This window comes from Acinetobacter sp. YH12094, from assembly GCF_013419295.1.
Classification (GTDB): Bacteria; Pseudomonadota; Gammaproteobacteria; order Pseudomonadales; family Moraxellaceae; genus Acinetobacter; species Acinetobacter amyesii.
Genome location: NZ_VPAK01000015.1, coordinates 1 through 26,995, shown reverse-complemented (window position 1 = coordinate 26,995; position 26,995 = coordinate 1). Strand labels below are relative to the sequence as shown.

Below are 26,995 nucleotides of genomic sequence, written 5' to 3'. Positions count from 1 at the left end.
CAAGATATATCGGGAAACCGTTATTATTATTCTAATTCAGGTAATGCTATTTTTTGGAATCGTTTGACGCTGGTCAAGGATGCCATGTATCAATTGTTATATGGTCCGAATGCGATTGGAAAAGACAAGTTTTTTGGCTTAACCACTTATTCAATTAATGGCGATGGTACTCGTGGACAAGTTCGTATTCCTGTTCAAAGGTTAGGTTTAGATACTGAAACAACCTTAGCTTCTGAAACGCATCGTAAAAGCCTAATGACAGAAGTAGCAAACCTTGAGGCAGATGGTGGTACACCAACAGCGAATGCCTATGCAGAAGCGGTTGCTTATATGTTAGGAACTTCGACTGCTGGAGGGAGTTATAAGTTTGCTAAGATTAATAATACTTGGTATGGTTGTTTAGCTTCAAGTACAACGAACAACTGCCAAAGTGATGGCTACTATTATAATACTCCAGTTGGAGCTTTTGGCGGTCATAGTTGTACATATCGGTCTGGTAATAGTAATTATAGTGCTACATGTTATTATGGGGCATATAACAGTGCGTCTGGACAATATGCAGCAGGCAGTGGTGTTTTGCTCAGCGATCGTTCAAAATATAAAATGCCAACCTCCTTGTCTGCACAGTTAGAGCCAGATGCAGATACCAAACAGTGTAGTGGTCAAGGTATTTATGTACTAACCGATGGTGTTCCAAATGGGAATAATTCGGCACAGAGTTTAATGCAAACTGCGTTAGCTGGCAGTAGTGCTTTTACCTGTTCTGATTCAAGTGGTGGGTGGGATTGTGTAGAAAAATTTAGTACGCGTATCTTGAATCAAACAACCAATGCTAGCCCACGTGATTTAAAACTCAAAACAGCTGTTGTCGGGTTCGGTTCAGCTTATAACTCCATCCCATCTTATAATAAAAATTTATCTGAAGAAGAAAATATCGCATTACTAGGCACGGTGAATGATGATAATGACGAAAAACGTGCAGCACGTTGGGGTATTCGGGGTCAAGGTGGTTGGTATGCGGGTACAAGTTCTCAAGACGTTATTGATAGCGTAAACGACTTTATTAATAACTTGTCAACAGAAATTCCAGCTGTAACAACCGGAACATCAACGATCCCAAATGATCAATTAAATCCTGCTGCATTGCAAAATTATGCATATTATCCGCAGTTCCAACCAACCCCTGATAAGAGCTATCAATTATGGGCGGGTAACCTGAAAAAGTATAAAGTTACTAGTACAGGTACGTTGGTCGATAAAAACGATGATATTTTTGTTAATAGCCAAGGTAAAATTGGTGATAACTACGATTTATGGTCTGCCGATGCAGTTACGGGTGTAAATCAGGATGATGAATCCATTCTTGGTAGCAATAAAAATAGATTGGTTGGTGGTGTCAAATCACGGTTAAAACTACGTTCAAATACGAATGGTGCAATACAGCGCAAAATATTAACCGATAGACCTGCAACAGCAACAAATAATGAATATTTGGACGCAACTACATTAAGAGCGTTGGATTTAACTTTGGTCAATAGTACTGATCCAGCTAGAGGATATCTATTGTCATTGCTTGGTTATCGTGTAAATGCCAAACAACCTGAAACCATTACAAATACGTCGATTGCTCAAGCGGAGGAGTTGCGTCAGGTAGGTGCTGTAATGCATTCTTCACCATTGCTTCTTACAAATCAAGGGAAAGTGACATATGAAAATGGTGTCATAGGTTCTGAAGAGCGAGATGACTATATTTTATTTGGAACCACGCAAGGTGTTTTGCATATAGTTGATGCAGATACTGGAGAAGAAAAATTCGCATTTTTACCGAATAGTATGGTGGAAAACCAAAAGGATGCATTGTTAAACTTTGATACCACGATTGGTGGAATGGATAAGTTGTATTATGGGGTTGATGGTCCTTGGACCTCTTATACTGAATATGTCAATGCGGCAGATGATATGTTAACTGTTGGGGCGGGTTTAAATAGTCGATCAGGTAAACAGATTGTTTATGGTGGTTTACGTATGGGAGGACGTAATTATTATGCGTTGGACTTAGCTGATATCAATAATCCAACACTTAAATTTACTATAACCCCGCCTGCATTAAGTCAGTGTTCGAGTGCGAATCCACTTGCGTGTATGGGGCAAAGTTGGTCTAAGCCTACATTGACTTGGATTAATTGGAAAGGAACCAAAAAACTCGTCATGCTAGTAGGTGGAGGTTATGATGCTGAAGGGTTACCAACATCCATTACTAGTATGCCAGAGACGACAGCGGCAGAGCGTGCAGCGAAACAAGCAAAAATCAAATATTACCGTGGTTATGAATATAATGACTATGCTCAAACCAATAAGATTGGTTCTGGTGTGTATATGTTTGATGCGCTTGATGGTAGTTTATTGTGGTGGGCGAGTGCGAATGCAACAGTGCATACATCACCAACAACAGCAAACCCTGGCCCGACTTATGCTCCAACGACTGGTACAGCCAGTTCTTATGATGTGGACATGAAATATAGTGTGGTGAGTCAGATTAAAGCTGTAGATCGAGACTCTGATGGATTAACTGATCACTTATACTTTGGTGACTTAGGTGGTCAAGTTTGGCGTATCGATTTAAATAATAAAGCTGGTACCAACACAGCATTATTTGCCAAACAGCCTACAAGAGTTCTTAATTTAAACAATGGCATATATAGTCCACGTTTCTACGAAATGCCTAGTTTCTCCACATATTCAGAAGGTGGAACAATTTTTGGGGTTGTATCAATTGGTAGTGGAAACCGAAGTCAACCTCTCGCGGAATATAGTACAAGTACCAATTATAAACACGATGGTGTTTTTAACTTATATGATAAAGACGTAGCCAGAAGTGATTTATTTAATTTGACGAGTTCGAATGCATATGTTGTTACAGCAACAGGGACAGCTCCTAATAAATTAAATACATTAGGTGTAACGTTGTTGAATGAGAGTAGTAATGTTGGAAACACTCTTATTAATCAACTCGTTGCACTTGATAATACCAATAGATTTGCTATTACCTCTTATAGAGCGCCTTATGACTTAACTCAGGGTTGGTACTACTTATTTAAGTCCACTTTAGTACAGAGTGAGAAGGTGATGTCTACACCATTGGTTATCAATAATGACATGTTTGTAACCACTTTTGATGGAAGTCGAAATGGAATGTCTGGAGATTGTGGAGCTGGTGTAAAGGGTGAAAGCTTCATGACTTTATTCTGTATGCCGTATGGGCAATGTAATGGTGGAACATCTACTTCTTATAGGCTAAGTATGGGAGCAGGTATCGTCGGTGGTGCTGTTGGTGCAGGTGATGGTAGTGGGATGCAACGACTTATTGTTGCAAACGTAGATACATCAGGGGTTACGGGCAATGCTATTTTAGATAAACGTTACAATACTGGGAATAAACTGATTCCTCAGCGTTGGTACGATCGACGTTAATTTAAGGAGGAACTATGAAAAAAATAATAAAGTCCTCTGGATTTACATTGATAGAACTAATGGTTGTTGTAGTAATTGTTGCGATTTTCGCAGCAATCGCTATACCTTCCTATCAAGAGTATGCACGACGCGCCGTAGCTAGTCAGGCACAGCAAGAGGTACAGCGACTAGCTACTTTGTTAGATCGGCGTAAAGCACGAAATTTTAGCTATCGAGGGTTTGCGACGACGAGTGCAGTATTACCTGTGGGGGCAACCGGCTCTGCGATTAAATATACATTGACGATCAGAGATGGAAATGATCCAGATTTGGAGTTAACAGATGCTGCTGCTGCAGGTCGCAATTGGTCAATTCAAGCTGTGAGTTCGGACGATAAAAATTATACGATGCTACTTACGAGTACAGGGATGCGTTGTAAGAATAAAACTACTGCAAATGTTGATTTTGAAAGTTGTGGTAGTAGCGCGAATGGTAGTGAGGAGTGGTAAATGAATAAAGGATTTACGCTTATTGAACTTATGATTGTGGTTGCAATTATTGGTATATTGGCTGCTATCGCCTATCCATCTTATCAAGAGCATGTGCGAAAAACAAAACGTGTGGAAGCTCAAGCTGAGCTGATTGCTTTAGCTAACCAAATTCAGCGTTATAAGGTTTCAAATTTTAGATTCTTGTTGGCAAACGGCAACCCGATTACATTGGAAACATTAGGTTATACACTCAATGCAAACGGCAATCTCGAGATTCCTCAAGGTGACGATCCATTGTATGAGGTATCTTTAACAGATGTTGCAGCAAATACATGGACATTAACTGTCACCCCCATTGATGGAACGATTCAGGAAAATGATGGGGTTAGTATTTTGAATCACCGCGGGGAAAAATGCTGGACTAAAGGCGCATCGACTTGTGTCCTAAGTGGCACATCCAACTGGGATGGCAGATAAAATCCAAATTCAAAACTGTGGATAAACAAATTTTAATCTTTCTTTCGCAGCAAAGATAACGTAAAATATTGCCCTCTATGAAAGGGGTTTGAAATGTTCCGGTGGTCGGGGCAGGGATAATCCGTAAAAACTATAAGGTTGTATCATGGTAGTTATTCGTCTTGCACGCGGTGGTGCTAAAAAACGTCCGTTCTATCAAGTTATTGTAACTGATAGCCGTAATGCACGTGACGGTCGTTTCATCGAACGTATTGGTTTCTTCAACCCAACAGCTCAAGGTAAAGCAGAAAAACTTCGTTTAGATGCTGACCGTTTTGCACACTGGGTTGCTCAAGGTGCTCAACCATCTGAACGTGTTGCTTCTTTAGCTGCTCAAGCTAAGAAAGCTGCAGCTACTGCATAATTTTTGCTAATTAAGTAGTAGGTAGCCCATGACACCAACACAGAATGTTCCCGAAGATCGTATTCAGATTGGACAGTTACGTTCAGCATATGGATTAAATGGGTGGCTCTGGATCTATTCCAATACAGAACCGATGAGCAACATCTTTGACTATCTGCCTTGGTACATTGAAACCAAAGCAGGTTGGCAAACAATAGATGTAAAACGTTGGAAACCGCATGGCAAAGGCTTAGTTGTTTCGCTAAAAGGTGTGAGTGATCGTACCGCGGCAGATAACTTGGTTGGCGCAAATATCTGGATTTCTAAATCGCAACTGCCTCAAGCAGGCGTGGACGAGTATTACTGGTCAGATTTGAAGGGCTTAACAGTGTTAGGTCTTGGAGAAGATGAACAAGAAGTCAACCTCGGTCAAATCCACGAATTGTTTGAAACAGGTGCTAACGACGTGATGGTAGTTCGCGCTACTGCTGACAGTGTCGATAGCGAAGAGCGAATGATTCCATGGCATAAAGATGTAGTACAGCGTGTTGATCTCGAAGCTGGTCGTATCTACGTAAATTGGGGCGTAGATTATTAATCCTTTAAGGATTGACGCAGCAGGAAAATAGAGGAGTCTGCGATGTTTTTTGCAGTCATTACGCTTTTTCCTGAAATGTTTGAAGCGATTACAGCCTACGGTATTAGCGGGCGCGCAGCAAAACGTGACATTGTGCAAGTTCATTGTATCAATCCACGCGAATTTGCTGAGGGCAACTACAAAAGAGTGGATGAACGTCCATTTGGTGGTGGTCCAGGTATGGTGATGATGGCTGAGCCATTAGCGAAAGCAATTCATCGTGCCAAAGAGCTTGCCAAGCAAGCGGGTGCTGTTCATGTCCCTGTGGTGTATATGTCGCCGCAAGGAAAAACCTTAAATGAACCTGCGGTACAAGATTTCGTCAAATATGATGGATTGATTGTATTGTGTGGTCGTTATGAAGGAGTTGATGAGCGTTTGATCCAACAATATGTTGATCAGGAATGGTCAATAGGCGATTACGTTTTATCTGGTGGTGAACTCCCTGCGATGGTTTTATTGGATAGTGTGATTCGGAGACTTCCGGGTGCAATGTCTGATGAGCAATCACATGTGCAAGACTCATTTGTGGATGGTCTTTTAGATTGCCCACAATATACCAAGCCAGACCATTTTGAAGGTTTAGATGTTCCTGAAGTATTAAAATCGGGACATCATGCCAATATTGAGAAGTGGCGGTTTTTGCAGCGATATCAACGCACTTTAGAGCGCCGACCTGAGTTGGTTGAAAAAGTTGAATTGACCAAGCAGCAAAAGAAATGGCTGAAAGATTCCAAGGTTTAAATTTTTTAAATCTTATATTAGGCTCTTTGTGCATTGAAGCGGTCAAGCATAAAGGGAAAGTCAATCGGGTCTATGCGCTTTAGCCTCTAGCCCCAGCGATGATTAGACCTCTTCTAACTCGCATAATCGGAGATACCCCATGAGCGGTAAACATCCTTTAGTACAAGCTGTTGAAAATGCACAGTTGAAACAAGACATCCCTGCTTTTGCTCCTGGTGACACAGTAGTTGTTCAAGTAAAAGTAAAAGAAGGTGAGCGTGAACGTCTTCAGGCATTTGAAGGTGTTGTAATTGCTAAGAAAAACCGTGGTTTGAACTCTGCGTTCACAGTACGTAAAATTTCTAGTGGTTTCGGTGTTGAGCGTGTATTCCAAACTCACTCACCAATCGTTGCTGGTATCGAAGTGAAACGTCGTGGTGACGTTCGTCGTGCTAAACTTTACTACCTACGTGAATTGTCTGGTAAAGCTGCACGTATTCGTGAAAAATTACCAGCTCGTAAAGCAAAATAATTTGTTTTACAACGCTGTAAAAAAATGCGCCTTTAGGCGCATTTTTTTATGCAAGAAAGAAAAATTATAAACCTTGAAGTTTCAAGCGATTGGCATGTTGACGGTAGACTCAAACAGGGTCTGGTGCAAATAAGCCTTTCAAGCCTAATACTTGATTGACTTCATCGAAATGGTTCCACTTGTAATTATCACGGACGGTTTTACCTAATTTACTGCTGCATTGGCTCACTAAGCCGTCGTTCGGTTGTCCGCTAAATGCAATTGGCCCCATTGCGGTAAAGATCGTATCTGGATCAAGTAAGTTGGTGGTGTTCGAAATACCTGTCCATGAATAGAAGCTAATGCCATTGGCTACACTTGGGCCATCAGCACATTTGGTTGCAGGCATACCGAGTGGAAATTTTGCATTAAAGGCTTTCACACCCGGTTGAGACATACTGTAGATCGAAGCTTTAAAATTTGAAGGCAGATTGGACTGCTGGGCGAAGTTAATCACTGGGGTCATTAAGGCATCCATAACTGTCGCTAATACGCCATTTAAAATCGGCACACTCTGTACTAAATCCGCCACAGGTGAACCGTCATTGGTTCCTGCAACTGTACTGACAGAGGCAACCAAATCAGGTCGTACGCCAGCAATATATCGAGCCGTAGGACCACCATGTGAATGACCAATTAAATTCACTTTGGGTTTGCCTGTAATCGCGACAACTTGTTCAACTTGGTCTAACAGTTGTTCACCGCGAACTTCAATGGACTCCAACGGGGAGATTTGAGTAGCAAAGGCCGTTGCCTTATGGCTTGCCAAATCGGGGAGAACTTGATACCAATAATCTAGACCAAAAACGGCACCGCCTAAGCGATTAAAACCAAACATCCCGTGTACAAACACTAGGGGGTATTTGGTTTCAGCATAATTGTCGATGACTTTTTTAGTGGTCGCTTGTTGTATACCCAATGCAGCATGCGTTTGGGTCACTGCCATACTTGCAAGGAGCGTGGCGCAGAGCAATTTTCCTTTCATTTTTCATTCCTTTCTTTTTGTTTTGGTTTTCAAACTTTGATTCAGTTCAGTTTGCAAATAGACAAAATTGCCTATCTGACAATTTTTATTGTCATTAAGGATTATAAAAAAAGGAAAGTAAAATGTGAGAACTAATCGACAGAATGAAAGATATTTTGTACATTGATTAATGAAAATATCATTAAACCCTGAATTTACAGGGTTTAATGTATAGCTTTACTAAATTATAAACCTTGAAGTTTTAAACGATTGGCATGTTGACGATAAACATCGACAGGATTTGGTGCGAACAACGCTTTGAGACCAAGCACTTGGTTGACTTCATCTAAATGGTTCCAGTTGTAGTTATCACGAATGGTTTTACCAAACTTGGCACTACAGCGTGATACGAGGCCATCATTGTCTTTTCCGCCATCGATCAGTAATGCGGTCACTTTTAGTGCTGAGTCTAAATCTAAAATATTGGTGATTTGGCCCACACCTGTAAATGAATAGTTATAAATGCCTTTTTCCACGCTATTACCATCAGCACAATTGGATTTAGGCAAGCCCAGAGGGAATGCGGTATTGTACTTTGCAGAACCCGCTAGCGTTAAACTTGAACCACCTGCCAATGCATCATGAGGGTAAGTCTTTGGATCTAGACCTTGCGCCCAAACAATGGCTTTAGAGACAAAATTCACAGCTCCGACCAAGGGTGCTTCGACAGCGGTGCCTTCAGCTTTTAAAATTAAATCTGCAACAGGGGAGCCTTGATGAGGTCCTGCAACACTGGTTAATGAAGCCACGACATCTGGGCGCACACCGGCAACATAGCGAATTGTTGGTCCACCATGACTATGTCCAATCAAATTCACTTTATCTGCACCGGTGAGTGCTCGGATTTCAAGGACCTGTTGTAAAAGTTGTTCGCCACGTACTTCGGTGGAGTTAAACGGCGATACGCGCGTTGCCCAGACATTTGCACCATTGCGGGCAAGATCAGGCAGGATTTGATACCAATAGTCGAGTCCAAAAGAGTCCGTACCAACGGTAATGAAACCACCCATACCATGGTTAAATACGATTGGATATTTGGTCTTTGCATAGCTAGAACTAGCTTTGGCGGTGACTTGGGTTGCTTGCGATGCAGATACATTACCGATGCATGTAGCTGCAATTAAACCTGCTAAAAATGGTCCGTATTTCATGAGCGATCCTCAATGTATTATTGTTTTATGACAATATTTATTGTCACTTCTAATAAAGCAATAAAGATCACCTGTTGCAAATTGAAAAAGATTAACTGTGACGCTAAATGTAACAAAATAAAAGAGCATGATTTATCAGATCGATTAAAGTAAATAAGAGGGCCGAAGCCCCCTTATTGCATTTAAATTTCAACGATAAGAATTAAAGTCCTTGCAGTTTTAAACGGTTTGCATGTTGACGGTACAGCGCCACAGGATCTTGTGCAAATAGCCCTGTTAAGCCAAACATCATATTGGCTAAATCGGTATGGTTAAGTTTGTAGCTATCGTTAATGACTTTACCGATATAAGCACTACAACGTGCAACCATGCCGTCATTGTCTTTATTGCCGTAAGACAATGGTCCGAGTTGCATCAGGATCGTATCGATATCAAGTAGATTTGTGGTTTGCGCAACACCCGTCCATGAATAGTATTGGATGCCTTTGCTGTCGACTTGCTTCAAGTTCTTACTGCAATTTTCTGAAGATGCCAAAACACCGTCAGCTATAGCAGATTTTGCAACTGTACTGTTAAATGCAGCAGAACCTGTTTGTGATAATGATTTCATAGAAGCATCGAAATCAATTTCAAGCTCAGGTTTTGCCTGACCTAAAGCAATCAGTGGGCCGACAATATAATCACCTAAAATATTGAAGGCAGTGCGAGAAAGTGAGTTGCCTTGAATATCATCCGCTACTTTAGAGCCGTGATAGGTACCTGCAACACCTGTAATAGACGCAATGTACTGTGGTTTTGTTTGAGCAACATACAATACAGTTGGACCACCATGAGAGTGACCAATTAAGTTAAGTTTTGGTTTCCCTGTAATAGCCAAAACATCTTCAACTTGTGCAATTAACTGCTCACCACGATGTGCTGTAGTATTTGCAGGAGATAATTGCGCTGCGAATACGGTTGAGCCATTTCGTGCCATATCGGGCAAGATTTGGTACCAATAATCCAGTCCAATGGTGTCGGTACCGATACGTGACCAACCGAGCCAACCATGCACCATTAAAATTGGATATTTGGTTTTTGCGTAGTCAGATTTTACCGTTTCCTTCACCTGGAGGACGCTAGGCGCAGCTTGAGTGCTTGCCGATATACTCATCGCTAAGCCTGCAACTGCAGCTACAGAGGCCATCTTGGCCGTGTTTACTAAAGATCGCATAAATGTTCCTTGATCTGATGTTGTTTTTATTACTTTTTAATAACGAAAATACTCTCTGTTTTTAAGCAACATCTTTGTGATTGGCTAGGCCATATCTTTGATTTTAGAGAGTTTGAATAGACAAAGATGCCTTGTCATTTTTTCATGCTCGGTTTGAAATTCCATGTCATTTTAGGACATGGGCGGCGTTGAGGTGACAAGTATATTTATATACATTCGTCTTTTATTTTTGCTATTTATTTTAGTTGTTATGATTTAATAACTTATTGAATTAGCTTGTTTAATACTTACAAATAAAAACATTGTAAACAAAAAAGGACGTCCAAAGACGTCCTTTTCAGTGCTGAAAGGGAACCAACTTTTGAGGTTACAGACCCTGTAATTTTAAACGATTGGCATGTTGGCGGTAGAGCGCAACTGGGTCAGGTGAAAATAGGCTGCGTAGGCCAAAGACCATATTCACTTCATCTAAGTGGTTGTGATTGTAGTCGTCGCGGATCACTTGTCCGATGTGGGTGCTACAGCGTCCAACCAAACCGTCATTGTCACGATTTCCATAGGCCAAAGGGGCAAGCTGACTAATCACTGTATCTAATACATCTAATACATTCGTGGTTTGTGCTGTACCTGTCCATGAGTAGTAATACACACCATTGTCGACTTTGGCACCCGACTGATTGCAGTTCGTCGCTAGTGCTGCGGTTGGAAATTTTGCATTAAATTCAGCCGAACCTTTTTCACTGATTGCGGTAAGTGATGCATCAACACTGTTAGGTAGACTCGAGTTGCCTTCAGCCCAAGTAATAATCGGTGCTAAGAGTTGATCGCCGAGTACCCCAAAGACTGAATTAATGGTTTTATTTGCTTGGATTTTATCTGCGACTAAAGAACCTCGGTATGTTCCTGCAACACCAGTCACTGATGCTACATACTCAGGTTTGATCGCTGCAATATAACGCGTTGTTGGCCCACCATGTGAATGACCAATGAGGTTCACTTTAGGTTGACCCGTCAGGGCAAGGACTTCTTCGACTTGGCTCAGGAGCTGTTCACCACGAACTTCTGTAGACTCTAGCGGAGAAACTTGGGCAGCAAAGGTATTTGCCCCGTTGCGGGCTAAATCCGGCAAAATTTGATAAAAATAATCCATGCCAAAGCTGTCAAAACCAATGCGAGTAAACCCGAACATGCCATGAGTAAATACAATCGGATATTTGGTCTTGGCATAGCTTGCCGAGCTATTGGCGGTGACATGTTGGAGTCCAGCCGCAGCTTGGGATTGTGTGCTGGCGATCGCTGCTGATGCAGCCATAATTGCGCATAAAAGAGCTTGTGGTTTTTTCATCATTTCATCCTGAAATTGAGGTTGTTTTTAAATTGTTATTTGTACTTATTCTGCGAAAGGTAATTTTCCACCTTGATCATGCACAGATTCAAAGGTACTGACGCGGAGCTGATCTTCCTTCGATTTAAAATGTTGATTACGGAGTTGCTGTACCGCTTGTTGTTTCGCACTGTCACTCATATTGCTTTTCACAATGCTGTCACGCTCTGTGAGGTATTGATTTACGCTAGATTTCCAAGAGCTGCGCTGGCTGTCTAGATTTTCAAGGCGCTGAGTAGCTTCTGGACCCACTAAATTTAACCGCATTTGATGGATTTCTTCGCTTGAACCACCACGGGCTTTAATGTCTGCTGTGAGCTTGCGTAAATCTTCAAGTTTATTGATTTGTTCCAGATTTTCTTTCCAATCTTCTGGGAGTTCATCAAACAGGTCTTTTAGTTTTTTGGCTTTTTCCGATTCAGACAATTTTTTGTCATTCACCACTTCCATACGTTTTAGGGTGTATTCGTGATAGGTATTTTCCTTGCCAAATAAACCTTCAATTTCATAATCAGAAAAGAACTGTTTTCTTAAATTTTGTGTGCTGTTGTAGATCGAGCGATAATATTGTGGTGATTCTTTGTCGTCGCTTGGTGGCTGTAAATGACCTAATTGTTCACGATATTTCATATAACGATCCCACAAATCATAAATTTGGGACAGCGCAGGTTCTTTATGACCTTGTGCAATGTAGGCTTTAAAATCCTTTTTAATTTGATCTATCGACTTTTCACCATACTGAGTAATGAAATATTCAAAGCAATTCCGTGTTTGTTCATTCACGATCAAACGGTTTGAACCATCCATACTGATTTGACAGTTAACTTCCGTGTCTTGTTGACTTGGACTGAGCAGCGAAGAACCGCTTGTTGCTTGAGCCGTAGCGGTTTCGCCCTGAGCTAAAGGCCTATTTTGTTGTTGAATCGATTGATCTGAAGGATCATTTTGTGATGCTTTTGGCGCAAGCCAATATATGAATGCAGCAACAGCGATAACGACCAAGGCAATGATGAGCCAAAGTTTATTTTTTTGCATATCCCAATGCACCTTTATTCCGTTTTTAATTGTTCTAGAGTTCTAAATGCGAACTCAATATGACATAAAATGCAGATAAAAACATAGAAGAGTTGTAAACGTTAGAGGTGGGTTGTTACCATTGCGCTGTTCCTGTATTAGCCAAATTTTGACATGAAAAAAGCCTCTCCTAAGATCCAACGTCGTCCTGTACATGGTGTATTTCTTTTGAATAAGCCATTAGGTATTAGCTCGAATGCAGCCTTACAGAAGGTGCGTTGGTTGTTTCGTGCACAAAAAGCAGGGCATACTGGTGCGCTTGATCCACTGGCTTCAGGTTTATTGCCAATTTGTTTGGGTGAAGCGACGAAGTTTTCACATTTCTTGCTCGACTCGACCAAGCGTTATCAAACCACCGTCTTTTTAGGACACAGCACCACGACGGGTGATGTGGAAGGTGAGGTATTGATGGAACAAGCTGTACCTGTTTTGACCGAGACATCTATTCAGCAGGTACTGGCACAGTTCGTGGGAGATATCCAACAAATTCCACCGATGTATTCTGCGCTGAAAAAAGAAGGTCGCCCGCTGTACGAGTTGGCGCGTAAAGGCATAGAAATTGAGCGTGAAGCACGTCCAATTTCGATTTATGCCATCGAGTTATTATCATTTAATGAGAATAGTATTACACTCGACATCACCTGTTCCAAAGGCACGTATATTCGTGTTTTAGGCGAAGATATTGCCAAAGCATTGGGTACTTTTGGACATTTGACCTATCTACACCGTACGCAAACTGGGCATTTTGATCTCAATCCAACTTACACTATTGAATATTTAGAGAGTCTGACCGAAGGGGAACGTGAAGCATTATTGCTGCCAGTGTATTCACCTGTCGATCATTTCTGCAAAGTGCAAGCGCCGGAAGGTCGAGCTGAATATTTTAGTCGTGGAATGGAAAGTAATATTGAGCATGCTGCGGAAGCGCAGGTTTTGGTATTTGATGGTGAGCGTTGTTTAGGGCTGGCTGAAATTACAGACCGTAAACGTTTGGTGCCTAAGCGTGTGTTAAATCTAGAGTAGCTGATACAGCATTGAAGACTTCTTATGGACTTTGAAATTATTTTAAGCCTCTTATTTTTTGCATTTTTTGCCGGTGCAATTGATGCAGCAGTGGGGGGCGGAGGATTAATTCAAATTCCAGCCATTATGAATGCCATGCCGCACTTATCTCCAGCGACTGTATTTGGCACCAATAAGTTGTCTTCGATTTTTGGTACAGCGTCAGCTTCCTATTCTTTTTTACGCCAAGTCAAACTCCGTTGGAAATTACTTGCGGTCATTGCAAGCTGTGCATTTGTTGCCTCCTTTGTGGGAGCAGCCTGTGTATCAATGATTCCAAAAGAAGTCTTACGTCCTTTCGTTTTGGTCATGTTGATCGTGATTGCAATTTATACCTTTGCCAAAAAACAATTTGGTCAGGTGCATGTACGCCAAGAACTGACCCCTAAAATTCTCGGTCTTGCCGCTCTTGGTAGTTTAGTGATTGGCTTTTATGACGGCATTTTTGGGCCGGGCACGGGCAGTTTCTTTATCTTCTTTTTTATTCGTTATCTACAAGCAGACTTTTTACATGCCTCTGCTTTGTCTAAAGTGGCTAACTTAACCACCAATTTAGCTGCACTGAGTTTTTTTGCGCCCACAGGCCATGTGTTATTTGCTATAGGCTTAATGATGGCTGTGGCGAATATATTAGGCTCGATCGTTGGTGTACGAGCAGCGATTAAATACGGCAGTGGATTTATTCGAATTCTATTTTTGATTTTGGTGAGTATTTTGATTGTACGGCTAGGGTATCAAACCTTTACGGGACAAGCTTAAAACAAAACTTAACAGAGCTGCGCTGTATTCTGATGCTGATATGTTTAGTATAAAAATGAAGCACTTTATTTTGCTGAATTAAAAAAAATACTCAGCTATCGCTAAGCATCAGAGGACATCATCAGAATGAATATTTTTGAAGCTTTACGTCAAAGTCATGAACAACAAAGAGCGCTTGCAGAACAATTAGTACAAACTTCTGGTGATAGTCCAGAACGTCGCGATCTGTTTGACCGACTTAAAAATGAATTATTCGCGCATGCTGTCGGAGAAGACCGATATTTTTATATTCCTTTAATGATGACCGATTCGGGGCTGAATATTACCCGTCATGCCTTGGCTGAACATCATGAGATGGATGAATTATTAGAGCAGTTGACTGAGACTGAATTTAGCAATCCGGGCTGGCTGGCCATTGCCAAAAAACTTTCAGAAACAGTGCATCATCATTTACAGGAAGAGGAACACGGTTTCTTTCAACAAGCCGGTAAAATATTGGATGATAAGCAAAAAGAAGCTTTGGCTAAACAATACTTAGCCGAGTATAAAAAATATAAAAAAGCAGATAAAGACAGCCTGACTGGTTAAGTCCTTTATAGAAGCTAGACTTTTTCGAACCTTGTATTTAAAAGCCTTGTATTTAAAAGCTTAGATGTAGGAGTTCTTAGACAAGGTGTTGAAAAATGGCGGCAATCCCGCCATTTTTATTTAACTATTTTGCCTTTAATAATTTAGTTGGCTGTTTCCGATTTAGAGGAACGCATCGTCACCCCGACTGAGGCGAGCATAATACACAGCAGTGCGATCCATTGCCACATGCCGATACGTTCTCCCAATAAAACCATACCCGTAATAGCTGCCAAAGCAGGTGAGATACTCGACAATGTGCCATAGCTTAGCTTGCTTAGAATCTTTAAGGCTTTGAGGTCTAGGGCATAGGGAATCGCTGTGGCTAAAATGGCAATCAACAGTGCTTTAGGCCAATATTGTGTGTCCATTAAAGCTGCTGCGTTGTTATAGAGGCCGATAGGTAATAAGGTCAATGCCGATAAACTAATGGCAATGGTCAGTGCATGCATGCCAATATTTTGGTGTACCACTTTTTGCCCGAAATAAATATAAAAGGCCCAACAGAGTCCGGCAGCCAATGCACAAGCTGCACCAATCAGTGAGAAATTGCCGCTTTGAGCCTGTCCCCAAGGCACCATCAACGCAATCCCTAAGATCGCCAAAAATACCCAGATATAGTCGCTACGATTTTTTATCGACAGCAGCGCCAAACCTAGCGGCCCAATAAACTCCAGTCCAACGGCAATGCCTTGAGGGAGTTTGCCCAGTGACATATAGAATAAGACATTCATGAGGCACAGGGCTGCGCTATAGCAGAGTAAATCACGCCATTTTAAAAATGAAAGTCGTTTTAAAATGTGCCAAGAGCGAAACATCAAACAAATAATAATCGAGGCAAAACACAGCCTTAAAATGGTCACGCTCAGTGGGTCTAGTACCAAAAACAGTTGTTTGGCAAAGGAAGCACTGATCTGATAGGAGATCATGGAGAGCACCATGAAAACGACAGCAAGAAGTTGTGAATTTGGCATGTGGCACACAGTTGTTGGGCGGTGTTAAGCCCTATTTTTGAATCAGTACAGTATAGCGGGTAATGCTGACAATTGAGTGAATTTTAACATTTGATCAAATCATGATGGATTTTGAATTTAAATGACTTTGGCTTTTTGTGTGGTATAGGTACACCCAATCGAGGCACAGATGATGACAGCAAGGGCTAACCACTGGGTCCAAAGTAATTGTTCATTTAAGAAAACAAAACCAGAGAGTGCTGCAATTGCAGGTTCTAGGCTCATGAGCGTACCAAAACTGAGCGCCGTTAAATTGCGGAGCGCAATCATTTCTAAGCTAAAGGGGATGGCACTGGCCAAGGTGGCTAAAGCAAGAAAATAGAGGAGACTCATCGGTTCAAAGGCATGCGCAGGAATCCCTACAAATAATGCAATCGGCATAAGCATACACATGCCGACAAACATACCTAAACAAACTGTATGGTTGCCTGAAACGGCAGAGGGTTTCTGACCTGCCACGATATAGAGTGCCCAACAGGCACCTGCGCCAAGGGCGAGGGCAATGCCCACGGGATCAAGTCGTTGTGCAGCTTGGTCAAAAGGAAAAAGTAGGATAAGGCCTAAAATAGCCAGTCCGACCCAAATAAAATCAAATTTTCGGCGTGCAGCAAATAGTGCGACACTGAGCGGACCAATAAATTCAAAAGAGACGGCAATGCCAAGCGGGAGACGATCAATCGACAAGTAAAATAATACATTCATCCCTGCTAAGGCACAGCCATAGCTGAGGATCGACGACCATTTCACTTGTTTAAAATTGATCTGCCAAACTTTAAAAATAATCGCCAAAATCAAAGCGCCTAGCATTAATCGCATGGCCGAAACGGTCAGTATGGGAAATTGACTGAAAAGATATTTGGCAAAGGAACCGCTGCTTTGCATGCTGATCATGGCAATAAGCAAGATCAGCGGTGCTTGGACAGCCGGTGCAACTTTAAAATTTGGCATAGACTAAATTTGTTTCGATGACTCGAATAGCGGGAGATTGGCAAAAGCCAGATTTTAAAAGTCTACTACAATAAAAAAACCACAGCCCGAAGGCTGTGGCTTCAGTGTCTAATTAAATTAGAACAATACGCGAACGCGGATGGTACCTTCAACTTCGTGAAGAGTATCCAAAGCTTCTTTAGATGCAGTTGCATCAACGTCCATCACAAGATAACCCACATCACCTTTAGTCATTAAAGACTGACCAGAGATGTTGATACCGTGTTCAGCAAACAAGTTGTTGATTTTTGAAAGAACGCCTGGCACGTTTTTGTGGATGTGAAGTAAACGGTGTTTACCTTCAGTCAACGGTAACGCGATTTCTGGGAAGTTCACTGCAGATAAAGTCATACCTTTATCAGAGTAAGCAACGAATTTTTCAGCAACTTCAAGACCGATGTTCGCTTGCGCTTCCATCGTAGAACCACCCACGTGAGGGGTTAAAATCACGTTGTCTAAGCCACGAAGTGGAGAAACGAATTCTTCACCGTTTGCTTTAGGTTCTTTCGGGAATACGTCAACCGCAGCACCTGCAATGTGACCAGATTTGATCGCATCAGCAAGATCTTCAATGATTACACATGTACCACGTGCAGCATTGAGGAAGATTGCGCCTTCTTTCATTTGAGCAAATTGGTCTTTGCCGAAGAAGTTGCGAGTTGATGGAACGTCAGGAACGTGTAAAGAAACCACGTCTGCATTGGCAAGAAGTTCACCCATAGAACCGACTTGACGTGCATTACCCATCGGAAGCTTAGTCACGGCATCGTAATAAATTACGTGCATACCTAAACTTTCAGCAAGTACAGAAAGTTGCGAGCCAATCGAACCGTAACCAACAATACCTAAAGTTTTACCACGAGTTTCAAATGAACCGACTGCAGACTTGTTCCAACCACCACGGTGAGTTGAAGCAGATTTTGCAGGAACACCACGAAGTAATAAAATCGCTTCAGCAAGTACTAGTTCAGCAACTGAACGCGTATTTGAGTATGGTGCGTTAAATACTGGAATACCGCGAATCATTGCAGCATTTAAGTTCACTTGGTTTGTACCGATACAGAAACAACCCACAGCAATCAGTTTGTTCGCCGCTTCAAAAACTTCTTCAGTTAATTGAGTACGTGAACGAATACCAATGAAGTGAGCATCTTTAACCGCTTCTTTCAACGCTTCACCCTCAAGCGCAGTTTTACGGTAGTCAATGTTGGTGTATCCAGCAGCATTTAGAGTGTCGATTGCGTTTTGGTGAACGCCTTCTAACAACAAGAAACGAATTTTATCTTTAGGTAAAGAAAGATGTTGGCTCATTACGGCTCCGCTACAAAGGCCAAATTTAGTGCGCATATAATAGCATAGGAAGTCGCCTGATATACATTTCCTTTATGACCGACGTCATGGCTATTTTGGCGAATGATGAGTCAATATTTTTTAGATTTGGTCTAATTAACTTGGTCATATTCCTCGTGACATTTTGAAATCACGTTTTTCTTTGGGTTTTGTCAAAAAAAGCCCAGTTATAGCTTATAATGGTGCCGCTCAAAATCATCATGACCAATTCCCTGACATTTTGATGCGCTCTGTTTCAGGCTTTTTCCCTTGAAATATGCGTTACCGCAGTTTTGACTGAATGAAGTCTGGACCTTTAAAAAAACTTGTTTACTTCTTGCAAGGTCTGAAAACGATGAATGCTCCAGTCGCTTTAACCCCAGAGTTATTGACCCAATTGACCGCTATTGTTGGCGAAAGCCGTATTAAAACCGATGCGGATAGTCTCCAAAATTGGGGTCGTGACCATACTAAGCACTTCGATCCAAACCCGTCGGTCGTCGTTTTCCCTTCAAGCACAGAACAAGTTCAACAAATTGTAAAACTTGCGAACCAATTTAATGTAGCGATCACACCAAGTGGCGGTCGTACAGGTTTGTCTGCGGGTGCTGTGGCTGCTAACGGTGAAATCGTGGTAAGCATGGACAAGATGAACCAAATCTTGGAATTCTTTCCAGCTGACCGTATGGTTCGCGTACAAGCAGGTGTAGTGACTGAACAACTTCAGAACTATGCTGAAGAACAAGGCATGTACTATCCAGTTGATTTTGCATCTTCAGGTTCATCTCAAATTGGCGGCAACATTGGTACCAATGCGGGTGGTATTAAAGTGATTAAATACGGCATGACTCGTAACTGGGTGTTGGGCATGACTGTGGTTACTGGTAAAGGTGACATCCTGCGCTTGAACAAAGGCATGATCAAAAATGCGACTGGTTATGCACTTCAACACTTATTTATTGGTGGTGAAGGTACGCTAGGTTTAGTGACTGAAGCTGAAATCAAACTTGAACGTCAACCCCATGACTTACAAGTGTTGGTTCTCGGTGTGCCTGATTTTGATGCGATTATGCCTGTTCTACATGCCTTCCAAAAGAAAATCGACCTGACTGCATTTGAGTTCTTTGGTGAGCTTGCAATGCAAAAAGTATTGGACAATGGTCATGTACAACGTCCATTTGAAACACCATGTCCGTTCTATGTTTTACTTGAGTTTGAAGCACCATTTGAACCGATCATGGATGCGGCAATGGAAATCTTTGAACATTGCATGGAACAAGGCTGGGTACTGGATGGCGTGATGAGCCAAAGCTTAGACCAAGTACATAGCTTATGGCGTTTACGTGAAGACATTTCAGAGTCAATCGCACCGTTCACTCCATACAAAAATGACATCTCAGTTCTGATTACACATGTGCCTGCATTTATTAAAGAAATTGATGCAATTGTGGAAGCGAATTACCCAGACTTTGAAATTTGCTGGTTCGGTCATATTGGTGACGGTAACTTGCACTTAAATATTTTGAAACCTGCGGATTTAAGTAAAGATGAATTCTTTGCAAAATGCCAAGTGGTAAACAAATACGTATTTGAAACTGTGAAAAAATATGACGGTTCAATTTCAGCAGAACATGGCGTGGGTATGACTAAAAAGCCTTACCTCGATTACACACGTTCAGCAGAAGAAATCGAATATATGAAAGCATTGAAAAAAGTATTCGATCCAAATGCGATTATGAACCCAGGTAAATTGTTCGATCTTTAATTTTTTAAAGACGTACTAGAACGCATCTTCAGATGCGTTTTTTTATGGTTATAGCACGACTTTTTAGCCGCGTATGGATGAGAGACCACACATTGATTTTTGGAATGGGGTACTTCTTTTACATTGCTTAAATAGTGTTTTGGACAAATGTTCGGCATGATAGGTCTGAATAATAAATTTGAGTTGGTTCTATGTATCGTTTAATTGCTGTGTCTGCATTGTGTGTGGGGATGTTGGCGGGTTGTGCGACAACGCAGAAAATTGTGTCTAAAGTCGGTTCTTCTGCTACGCCACTCGATCAGGTATTAAAAGAACGTCCTGATTTGCGTAAAGAACTGTCGACTGTGGAAATTCGTCAGTATTTTAACCGTGTTGAGTCGCCAAATGCGGGGCAGGTGAAAGTGACGGAAACGGGTTTGATGGATGATTCGGTGAAATCAATTCGTACTATTTATAGTTTTAGATTGGTGGATGGTGACTGGCAGCGTGTAAATACGCAAAAGGAATATCAGTGCCAACGTGGTAAAAATACCAAGACTTTCCAATCGGCGAAGTGTCCTTAAATTATAAAAAGTTAAGGTCTAAATTTCTTATTAAATATTCAGCATGACGGGGTCCTTTCATTTTAAATTCGATGATTGGAGCTCGTATCTACTTTTGTTTCGGCAAAAGTAGCAAAACCATCTTTCATCCGCAAAACTCGTCAAATACCATCTTCAATTGTGTAGGTCGCAGAAACTTTACATATTGAATGTGTCCTGACTCGGACAGTTGCGGATGAGTTTCCGCGTATCTTAATTTTCATCCTAAACATAGAATATTCAATCCTAAAAATATTCTCGTGAGTTCGTATAGTTTTTAATAATATTGAACCGAATTCAAATCATGATCAGATTTCAATTGTATGATGAAAACCCTCGCTTTTATTCACGTCAATGATTCAGGCACACCTGTCGGTGACTTTGCTCCAGTGACTTCAGTTTTTTCCCATTATGAATTGGGTAATACCGTTTCGCCGTTTTTATTGCTCGACCATTTAGGGCCTGGAGTACTGCAACCAACCAAACTGAAAAAAGGCGTGCTGGAACATCCACATCGAGGGTTTGAAACCGTCACATTGGTGTTTAAAGGTGAACTTGAACATCATGATACGACTGGCAGCGGTGGAGTCATTTGTGAGGGCGATGTACAGTGGATGACTGCAGCTTCAGGCATACAACACGAAGAAGTTTTTAGCCAAGCCTTTGCACAGCGGGGCGGAGCATTTGAAATATTGCAATTGTGGGTCAATTTACCTGCTAAAGATAAAATGAATCCAGCACGCTATCAGAGCTTAGCCAAAGCCAGTATTCCTGTAGTGGATTTAGCAGATAATGCAGGTTATGTAAGGGTGATTGCTGGGCAATATTTAACAGCACACGGCCCTGCAGAGACACATACACCTATGCAAGTATTTGATGTCTTTGTCAGAGCCAATCAAAGCATCACCCTGCCTGCACAGGAAGGGGATACCACGCTTGTGTATTTACGTTCGGGCAAGCTGAAATTTACTGAAACAGATGAACAGTTAAATGCACAGCATATGGCAGTCATGTCAAGCCGAGGTGAAAATGTCGAATTGACGGCAGTTGAAGATAGCCACATGTTGTATTTATCGGCGCAGCCTTTAAATGAACCCATCTATGGGCGAGGTTATTTTGTGATGAATCATTTTGCAGAAGTCATGCAAGCCTATGAAGACCTAAAACAAGGTCGCTTTATCCAAAAAGCAGACAATGAAAAACCATAAAAGCGGTAGTTTAAAAAGACCAATACAACGCCAGCAAACACTGTTAAAATAGTCGGACTCAAACCGACAGATCGGTTCGTTGAAGTTCATTTTATCTCTATCTAGCGTCTTGTGAATACGACGCACATATGGCGGATACGCCGCAAATTCATTTTTAAAATTAATATTACAGTGCTCGTCATTGGGCTGAAGTGTCTCTCCCTATTTGTCATTTCAAGCTCGACAGCACATATTTGATATGTAGATAACAATGCAAAACGTACAAACCACAAAATTAAGTCGTGCCACCTTAATGTTTCCCTTGGCACTGGTTTTATTTGAATTTTCTGTCTATATCGGAAACGACTTAGTCCAACCCGCCATGCTTGCGATTACCCAAGAGTTTGGCGTGAGTAGTGCATGGGCACCCTCGTCGATGTCATTTTACTTATTGGGAGGTGCTTGTGTCGCTGCAATATTAGGGCCATTGTCAGACCGATTAGGCCGTAAAAAAGTCCTATTGGGTGGTGTAGCGTTCTTTAGCTTATGCTGTTTAGCGATATTGCTCACGCATAATATCGAAAGCTTTTTAACGTTGCGTTTTTTACAAGGTTTTGGTTTGTCGGTCATTTCTGCCGTGGGCTATGCTGCTGTTCAGGAAACTTTTGAAGAGCGTGATGCCATCAAAGTCATGGCGATCATGGCGAATATTTCACTACTGGCACCACTGATCGGCCCTGTCCTCGGTGCTTTTATGATTGATCACGTGTCATGGCATTGGGGCTTTATAGGAATCGCATTTCTATCTTTTCTGAGTTGGTTTGGTTTAAAGGCCAAGATGCCGGCTCAGCACATCAGCATCCCCAAGCAACCGGTGGGCTATATCATTGATGACTTTAAACAGGTGTTAAAAAACAAACGCTTTTTGGCGTTGACACTGGGCCTACCGATGGTGGCAATGCCACTGATGCTGTGGATTGCGCTATCTCCAGTCATATTGGTGGAGAAGCTAGGACTGAGTAGTATGCAATACGGCATGGCACAGTTTCCTGTTTTAGGCGGGCTGATCCTTGGTAATATTGTCCTGATTAAAATCATCGACAAACTGCCTCTAGGTCAGTCTGTGATGATCGGGCTACCATTGATGTTACTCGGGACGAGCCTTGTGGTGATTGGGACGATGACTGAAAGTTATTTTCTGATATTTCTCATACTCGGCATGAGTTTGGTCAGTTTTGGTGAAGGGATTAGCTTTTCTGTGCTCTATCGTTTTGCCTTAATGTCGTCTGAAATGTCGAAGGGCACAGTGGCTGCGGCAGTGTCTGTGATCATGATGCTGACGTTCTTTGCCGTGATCGAAATCGTGCGCGTGCTATATGAAAACTTTGGCCTTTGGGCCTATAGTTTGGCAGGCTTTACCCTCATTATCTTGTGGTTCAGCCTACCACGCTTGGTGGTGCGAGATATTATACGACAACGTCAATTGTCGGGTGAATTTTAAATTCGAGTTCATGCCATTATAGAAAAAGCCCAATGCTGTGTAGAACAACATTGGGCTTTTTTATTTGTTGTATCCCGTCTTAATTTGATGTTGCAGGTTGTTCTGCATTTTTTAATTTGCGATCGAAAATGAACGGGCCAAAAGGCAAAATCGATGCAATTAAGCCCATTAGAAATACGCTAAGCGACCATTTTTGCTTTTCACAGACCACAAATAGCACCACCAAGAAGGCAATAAACAAGACGCCATGTCCCATACCGACGTATTTGACCAATATTGGATTATCCATCAGGTACTTCATTGGCATAGCAATGAACAACAATAATAAAAAGGAGATGCCTTCGAGTAGGCCTACAAAGCGTAAGGTCTTGATATTCATGCGAAGTCTAAATTCAAAGTGATTTCAGTCTTGAGTGTACCTGAAAGCACAGCAGGAACGAAGCGTTCCTGTTGAAATAATTGATCCGCATATTGAATCTAAGTAAATGTTTTTAAAGTTAATTCTGAGTCATCTGCTCGGATTAATTTTCTAGATCCGCTAAGGCATCCTCAATTGAACCCTGATCAAATTCATAGTTACAGCCGAGTAAAATCATCGGGCTTTTTCCGGTCATTTCAGACAGGCTTAGTTTGTGATTGATGGCATGCAGATCATCCGTTTCAGCTTCCGTGCGTAGGATTTTTTCACCACGGAAAAACGGCATATTGGCAAACATTGGATGCTGCTCAATGCCATACTTTTGGGCAAGTTTTTTCACATCGGCTTGGCGATAGATTGCGAATACTGCATTGGAAGACAGGCCAATTTCTTGGGTCGGCATGCCAAAAAACTCTACAGCCTGCTTATTTTTATAGATATAAATAAACGGTTGATGTGGGTCATCATGGCGTTTCCAACCCAATTGCCCTAGAACCTTTTCATAGTCGAGTAAAGTGTCATGGTAGGTGTCGTAATCGGCCTGACATTCCAGAATACGCTTTAAATCTTGTGCTGTCGGTGCTGCAAAAACAGAAGACGCAGCTAAACATGAGGTCGCCATAATCGTGGTTAATATGAGGCGTTTAAGACCGAAACTAAGCATTTTCATCAAGAGTCCCAAATGATTTTATTTAATTTCCGCCTGAATTAGCTGTGTTCTGAGCTGAATCAGTTCGGCTAATGTTTCTAATAATAAACTGATCTGCTTGAGCACCAGTTGTAGGTGATTAGACCGCATTTCTTCAGTGCTGAGTGTTTGAATTTCGAAAAGTTTTTGCTGAATTTTCTCAGGGTTGAGCGGTTTTTGCTGAATTAAGACGTCGTCTAAGGTGCTTTGACACCATTGCAGCAGTTCAAGGACTTGTTGGTCTTGTACTTGTTCACGGTGGCTCCCCAGTGCCGAAATATAACTGAGCTGACTATGGCTATAGACCAAATAGCGAAAAGCATGTTGAATCAAAATTTGGTCGGGTTCAGGCTCGGTACTTAAACTTGAAATCATGCTCGACAATTCAGTTTGAGCATTATGGGCTGAACGACGGGCACGCCGATAATCAATGCTATTGGTTTTCCCATGGAGATATTGCTCAACCACGGCATCAAAATAATGCAGGGTCGCAGCAGAGCTTTTTTGAATGGTCTTGGAAATATTGCGAAAGTCCCAATCTGGCCAGATCACATTCACCGCAAACCATGCAATAAAACAGCCGAGTAGGGTATCAACGATACGCGGTAAAATGACCGCATAACCTGCGCCTTTCAAATTAAAAATCAGCAAGACCATTAAGGTTGCCATGAGGGTCGCCATGGCATATTTTTTGGCACTCAGATAGAAAAAGCACACGCCAAAAATAATCGTCAGTAGCAATTGACCCTCGACACTCGGCACAAAATACAAAATAGGAATGCCAAGTAAGACCCCTAATATGGTTCCCAATGTCCGCATTTTTAAACGACTTTTGGTCGCAAAATAACGCATCTGACAGACAAATAAACTGGTCAATAATATCCAGTAGCCATTTTTAGCAAAGGGCAATAGCGAAATGGCATAGCCCATCGCAAAGACAAAAGCGATGCGAACGGCATGGCGAAATAAGGCAGATTCGGGACTCAAATGCTGTTTCAGTTTGAGCCATAAATCATGCCACCCATGAATATCGTCATCAAGTAAATTGAGGTTATCAATATGCTGCTGATAGGCCTGTTGCTGTGAATGATCTAAATCCTGAACATGCGAAAAGCGTTCTTGTACACTGTCCAAATTACTCAAGATCAGCTGTAGGTTTTTTACTTCTATATTTTGCGGATTGTTGGTCATCCACTCCTGCAAAGAGGCATGCAAATGTGCCAGTGCTTGCGCAGTAATGGGATCAGGTTGATAGGGCTGCCGATGCAATATACAGTAGGCCAACTGTTGGCAAGCCTGCGCCTGTAATCGAATATTTTTTTGAAAACGGAAAATTAAATCGGTACGGCTAAAATTTTGATGAATTTGTTCATAGTGTAAATAATTCGCATTGGCCTGTTCGTGAATATCTTGTGCCAAGAAATATAAATTCAGCCAGTAGATGGTGTTTTTATTGGCTCTTGAGGCTTTTAAACGGGTGAGTAAAGAAGCTTTGGTGGTGTTTAAACTCGGGATGACATCACTGTTTTTGAGTGATAATTCATACAGTAAATGTTCCACATTGTTGACATTATCTGGGTCAAATAAGCGTGCTTTTGCATTCAGTACTTCGGCGATTTGTAAAAAACAACGCGAGAGATTGTCCTGTACGGGTAGGGTGGGTTTAATCAGGTAAAAAAGAATTGAGGTGAAGCCATACCATAAGGCCCCTAGAACAAAGCAACTGGGTTGAAAATACCAGATGTCATATTCGCCCAAGCCGAACATGGTGTAGATCGATAGTAAAATCGTGCCAAAAGAAATCGTGGCATAGCGTTGCCCCAAAGCTCCTAATAAAATAAATCCTGCACTGGACAGTGAAAGATACAAGATAAACAGCAGCTTATAAGGATAGAGAAAATCTAAAATACTACTGACACTAAAGAAGAGTACGCAGACATAGAGCAAATTACGCAGTCGGATGCTGAGTCGGTCATCAAAGTCGGTGAGCGCGGTAGCAATCGCACCTAAGGTGACGGGCACAATAAAACTATGAAAACCGAGAAAATATAATCCGAGCGTGGTGCCACTCAAAACAATACAAATTTGCAAGCAATACATAATGATTGCACTGGATTGAAACTGTTGAAACCAAGAGAGTCGCGTGTTCACAGAGTTATGAAGTATTCGAATGATTTTGTAAATTAGACTGAGCTTTTTTCTGTGAACTGTCAATTTTTATCAAATGGAGCGTAAAACTCTGTCCTTCAGGTCAGAGATATAAGCGACACGACATGAAGTGTCGTTTGATTTAACTAAGGACTATTTTCCTTGAGTTTTGATTGTTAATATAAGTACATGAAAACCCTTAAATTACGTATAAAAGACAAACATTGCAAGGTGTTAGACCAACTAGCATCAGAAGTGAACTTCGTCTGGAATTATGTCAATGATTTAGGGTTTAGGCATTTGAAGCGGAAAGGTGAATTTCTCTCTGCTTTTGATATTGCCAAATATACGAA

Annotated in this window: 25 protein-coding genes and 1 pseudogene; 15 read left to right on the top strand and 11 right to left on the bottom strand. The window is 41.6% G+C overall.

The window, feature by feature from the left end; genetic code table 11:
• Window positions 1-84 precede the first annotated feature (84 nt).
• The 7 genes from FTU34_RS12010 (at window position 85) to rplS (ending at window position 6,692) form a co-directional block, all read left to right on the top strand.
• The gene (locus tag FTU34_RS12010; RefSeq protein WP_180008717.1) at window positions 85-3,471 is read left to right on the top strand and encodes a pilus assembly protein PilY; all 3,387 of its coding nucleotides are present in this window, start codon (window positions 85-87) and stop codon (window positions 3,469-3,471) included.
• Window positions 3,472-3,530: 59 nt separating this feature from the next.
• Window positions 3,531-3,959 (top strand): type IV pilin protein, encoded by a 429-nt coding sequence (locus FTU34_RS12005; RefSeq protein WP_373686501.1) that lies wholly within the window; start codon window positions 3,531-3,533, stop codon window positions 3,957-3,959.
• Window positions 3,960-4,418, top strand: a complete 459-nt coding sequence (locus FTU34_RS12000; RefSeq protein WP_180008720.1) for a type IV pilin protein — start codon at window positions 3,960-3,962, stop codon at window positions 4,416-4,418. It abuts the gene before it with no gap.
• Window positions 4,419-4,563: 145 nt separating this feature from the next.
• Entirely contained in the window at window positions 4,564-4,821 is a 258-nt protein-coding gene (gene rpsP, locus FTU34_RS11995; RefSeq protein ID WP_004718284.1) for a 30S ribosomal protein S16, read from the top strand.
• Window positions 4,822-4,849: 28 nt separating this feature from the next.
• Window positions 4,850-5,398, top strand: a complete 549-nt coding sequence (rimM, locus tag FTU34_RS11990) for a ribosome maturation factor RimM (RefSeq protein WP_180008723.1) — start codon at window positions 4,850-4,852, stop codon at window positions 5,396-5,398.
• 42 nt (window positions 5,399-5,440) lie between these two features.
• Window positions 5,441-6,181 carry a tRNA (guanosine(37)-N1)-methyltransferase TrmD gene (gene trmD / locus FTU34_RS11985; protein ID WP_180004770.1) on the top strand — a complete coding sequence of 247 codons (741 nt, stop codon included), beginning with the start codon at window positions 5,441-5,443 and terminating at the stop codon, window positions 6,179-6,181.
• A gap of 139 nt (window positions 6,182-6,320) precedes the next feature.
• Window positions 6,321-6,692 carry a 50S ribosomal protein L19 gene (rplS, locus tag FTU34_RS11980; RefSeq protein WP_078189351.1) on the top strand — a complete coding sequence of 124 codons (372 nt, stop codon included), beginning with the start codon at window positions 6,321-6,323 and terminating at the stop codon, window positions 6,690-6,692.
• A 109-nt stretch (window positions 6,693-6,801) separates the two neighbouring features.
• On the opposite strand, the gene FTU34_RS11975 is transcribed toward rplS, so the two are convergent.
• The 5 genes from FTU34_RS11975 to FTU34_RS11955 all read right to left on the bottom strand — a co-directional run bounded on the left by FTU34_RS11975 (window position 6,802) and on the right by FTU34_RS11955 (window position 12,538).
• Window positions 6,802-7,716 (bottom strand): triacylglycerol lipase, encoded by a 915-nt coding sequence (locus tag FTU34_RS11975; protein ID WP_180004769.1) that lies wholly within the window; start codon window positions 7,714-7,716, stop codon window positions 6,802-6,804.
• 224 nt (window positions 7,717-7,940) lie between these two features.
• A complete protein-coding gene (locus tag FTU34_RS11970; RefSeq protein ID WP_180008725.1) occupies window positions 7,941-8,906 on the bottom strand; it encodes a triacylglycerol lipase in 966 nt (321 codons plus the stop codon).
• 202 nt (window positions 8,907-9,108) lie between these two features.
• Window positions 9,109-10,119 carry a triacylglycerol lipase gene (locus FTU34_RS11965; RefSeq protein WP_180008727.1) on the bottom strand — a complete coding sequence of 337 codons (1,011 nt, stop codon included), beginning with the start codon at window positions 10,117-10,119 and terminating at the stop codon, window positions 9,109-9,111.
• 367 nt (window positions 10,120-10,486) lie between these two features.
• Window positions 10,487-11,431, bottom strand: coding sequence for a triacylglycerol lipase (locus FTU34_RS11960; RefSeq protein ID WP_257223594.1), 945 nt, complete (start codon window positions 11,429-11,431; stop codon window positions 10,487-10,489).
• A 78-nt stretch (window positions 11,432-11,509) separates the two neighbouring features.
• Entirely contained in the window at window positions 11,510-12,538 is a 1,029-nt protein-coding gene (locus tag FTU34_RS11955) for a lipase secretion chaperone (RefSeq protein WP_180008731.1), read from the bottom strand.
• A 153-nt stretch (window positions 12,539-12,691) separates the two neighbouring features.
• Between FTU34_RS11955 and truB the strand changes: the two genes are divergently transcribed.
• The 3 genes from truB to FTU34_RS11940 all read left to right on the top strand — a co-directional run bounded on the left by truB (window position 12,692) and on the right by FTU34_RS11940 (window position 14,986).
• Entirely contained in the window at window positions 12,692-13,600 is a 909-nt protein-coding gene (gene truB, locus FTU34_RS11950; RefSeq protein WP_180035805.1) for a tRNA pseudouridine(55) synthase TruB, read from the top strand.
• A gap of 24 nt (window positions 13,601-13,624) precedes the next feature.
• Complete coding sequence (locus tag FTU34_RS11945) at window positions 13,625-14,398, top strand: TSUP family transporter (protein ID WP_168378157.1); 774 nt, start codon at window positions 13,625-13,627, stop codon at window positions 14,396-14,398.
• Window positions 14,399-14,524: 126 nt separating this feature from the next.
• Window positions 14,525-14,986: a hemerythrin domain-containing protein gene (locus tag FTU34_RS11940; protein ID WP_168378156.1), complete on the top strand. Its 462-nt coding sequence runs from the start codon at window positions 14,525-14,527 to the stop codon at window positions 14,984-14,986.
• A gap of 143 nt (window positions 14,987-15,129) precedes the next feature.
• On the opposite strand, the gene FTU34_RS11935 is transcribed toward FTU34_RS11940, so the two are convergent.
• From FTU34_RS11935 to serA, 3 genes are all read right to left on the bottom strand, one after another.
• The gene (locus tag FTU34_RS11935; RefSeq protein WP_180008737.1) at window positions 15,130-15,999 is read right to left on the bottom strand and encodes a DMT family transporter; all 870 of its coding nucleotides are present in this window, start codon (window positions 15,997-15,999) and stop codon (window positions 15,130-15,132) included.
• Between the two features lie 117 nt (window positions 16,000-16,116).
• Window positions 16,117-16,986 (bottom strand): EamA family transporter, encoded by an 870-nt coding sequence (locus tag FTU34_RS11930; RefSeq protein ID WP_180035806.1) that lies wholly within the window; start codon window positions 16,984-16,986, stop codon window positions 16,117-16,119.
• A gap of 117 nt (window positions 16,987-17,103) precedes the next feature.
• Window positions 17,104-18,336 carry a phosphoglycerate dehydrogenase gene (gene serA, locus FTU34_RS11925; RefSeq protein ID WP_078192852.1) on the bottom strand — a complete coding sequence of 411 codons (1,233 nt, stop codon included), beginning with the start codon at window positions 18,334-18,336 and terminating at the stop codon, window positions 17,104-17,106.
• A 373-nt stretch (window positions 18,337-18,709) separates the two neighbouring features.
• On the opposite strand from serA, the gene FTU34_RS11920 reads away from it, so the two are divergent.
• From FTU34_RS11920 to FTU34_RS11905, 4 genes are all read left to right on the top strand, one after another.
• Window positions 18,710-20,119, top strand: a complete 1,410-nt coding sequence (locus FTU34_RS11920) for an FAD-binding oxidoreductase (protein WP_078189543.1) — start codon at window positions 18,710-18,712, stop codon at window positions 20,117-20,119.
• Window positions 20,120-20,310: 191 nt separating this feature from the next.
• Entirely contained in the window at window positions 20,311-20,682 is a 372-nt protein-coding gene (locus FTU34_RS11915; RefSeq protein ID WP_078192499.1) for a hypothetical protein, read from the top strand.
• A 344-nt stretch (window positions 20,683-21,026) separates the two neighbouring features.
• Window positions 21,027-21,908 carry a pirin family protein gene (locus FTU34_RS11910; protein ID WP_180035808.1) on the top strand — a complete coding sequence of 294 codons (882 nt, stop codon included), beginning with the start codon at window positions 21,027-21,029 and terminating at the stop codon, window positions 21,906-21,908.
• A 250-nt stretch (window positions 21,909-22,158) separates the two neighbouring features.
• Entirely contained in the window at window positions 22,159-23,388 is a 1,230-nt protein-coding gene (locus FTU34_RS11905; protein WP_180035807.1) for an MFS transporter, read from the top strand.
• Between the two features lie 79 nt (window positions 23,389-23,467).
• Here FTU34_RS11905 and FTU34_RS11900 read toward each other — a convergent pair whose 3' ends face one another.
• From FTU34_RS11900 to yccS, 3 genes are all read right to left on the bottom strand, one after another.
• A complete protein-coding gene (locus tag FTU34_RS11900; RefSeq protein WP_078189335.1) occupies window positions 23,468-23,767 on the bottom strand; it encodes a DUF3817 domain-containing protein in 300 nt (99 codons plus the stop codon).
• A gap of 142 nt (window positions 23,768-23,909) precedes the next feature.
• Window positions 23,910-24,476 carry a hypothetical protein gene (locus tag FTU34_RS11895; protein WP_180003397.1) on the bottom strand — a complete coding sequence of 189 codons (567 nt, stop codon included), beginning with the start codon at window positions 24,474-24,476 and terminating at the stop codon, window positions 23,910-23,912.
• A gap of 18 nt (window positions 24,477-24,494) precedes the next feature.
• On the bottom strand, window positions 24,495-26,645 hold the full coding sequence (gene yccS, locus FTU34_RS11890; RefSeq protein ID WP_373683889.1) for a YccS family putative transporter: 2,151 nt from the start codon (window positions 26,643-26,645) through the stop codon (window positions 24,495-24,497).
• Between the two features lie 186 nt (window positions 26,646-26,831).
• On the opposite strand from yccS, the pseudogene FTU34_RS11885 reads away from it, so the two are divergent.
• Window positions 26,832-26,995, top strand: a pseudogene (locus FTU34_RS11885) (RNA-guided endonuclease TnpB family protein); the annotation flags it as partial.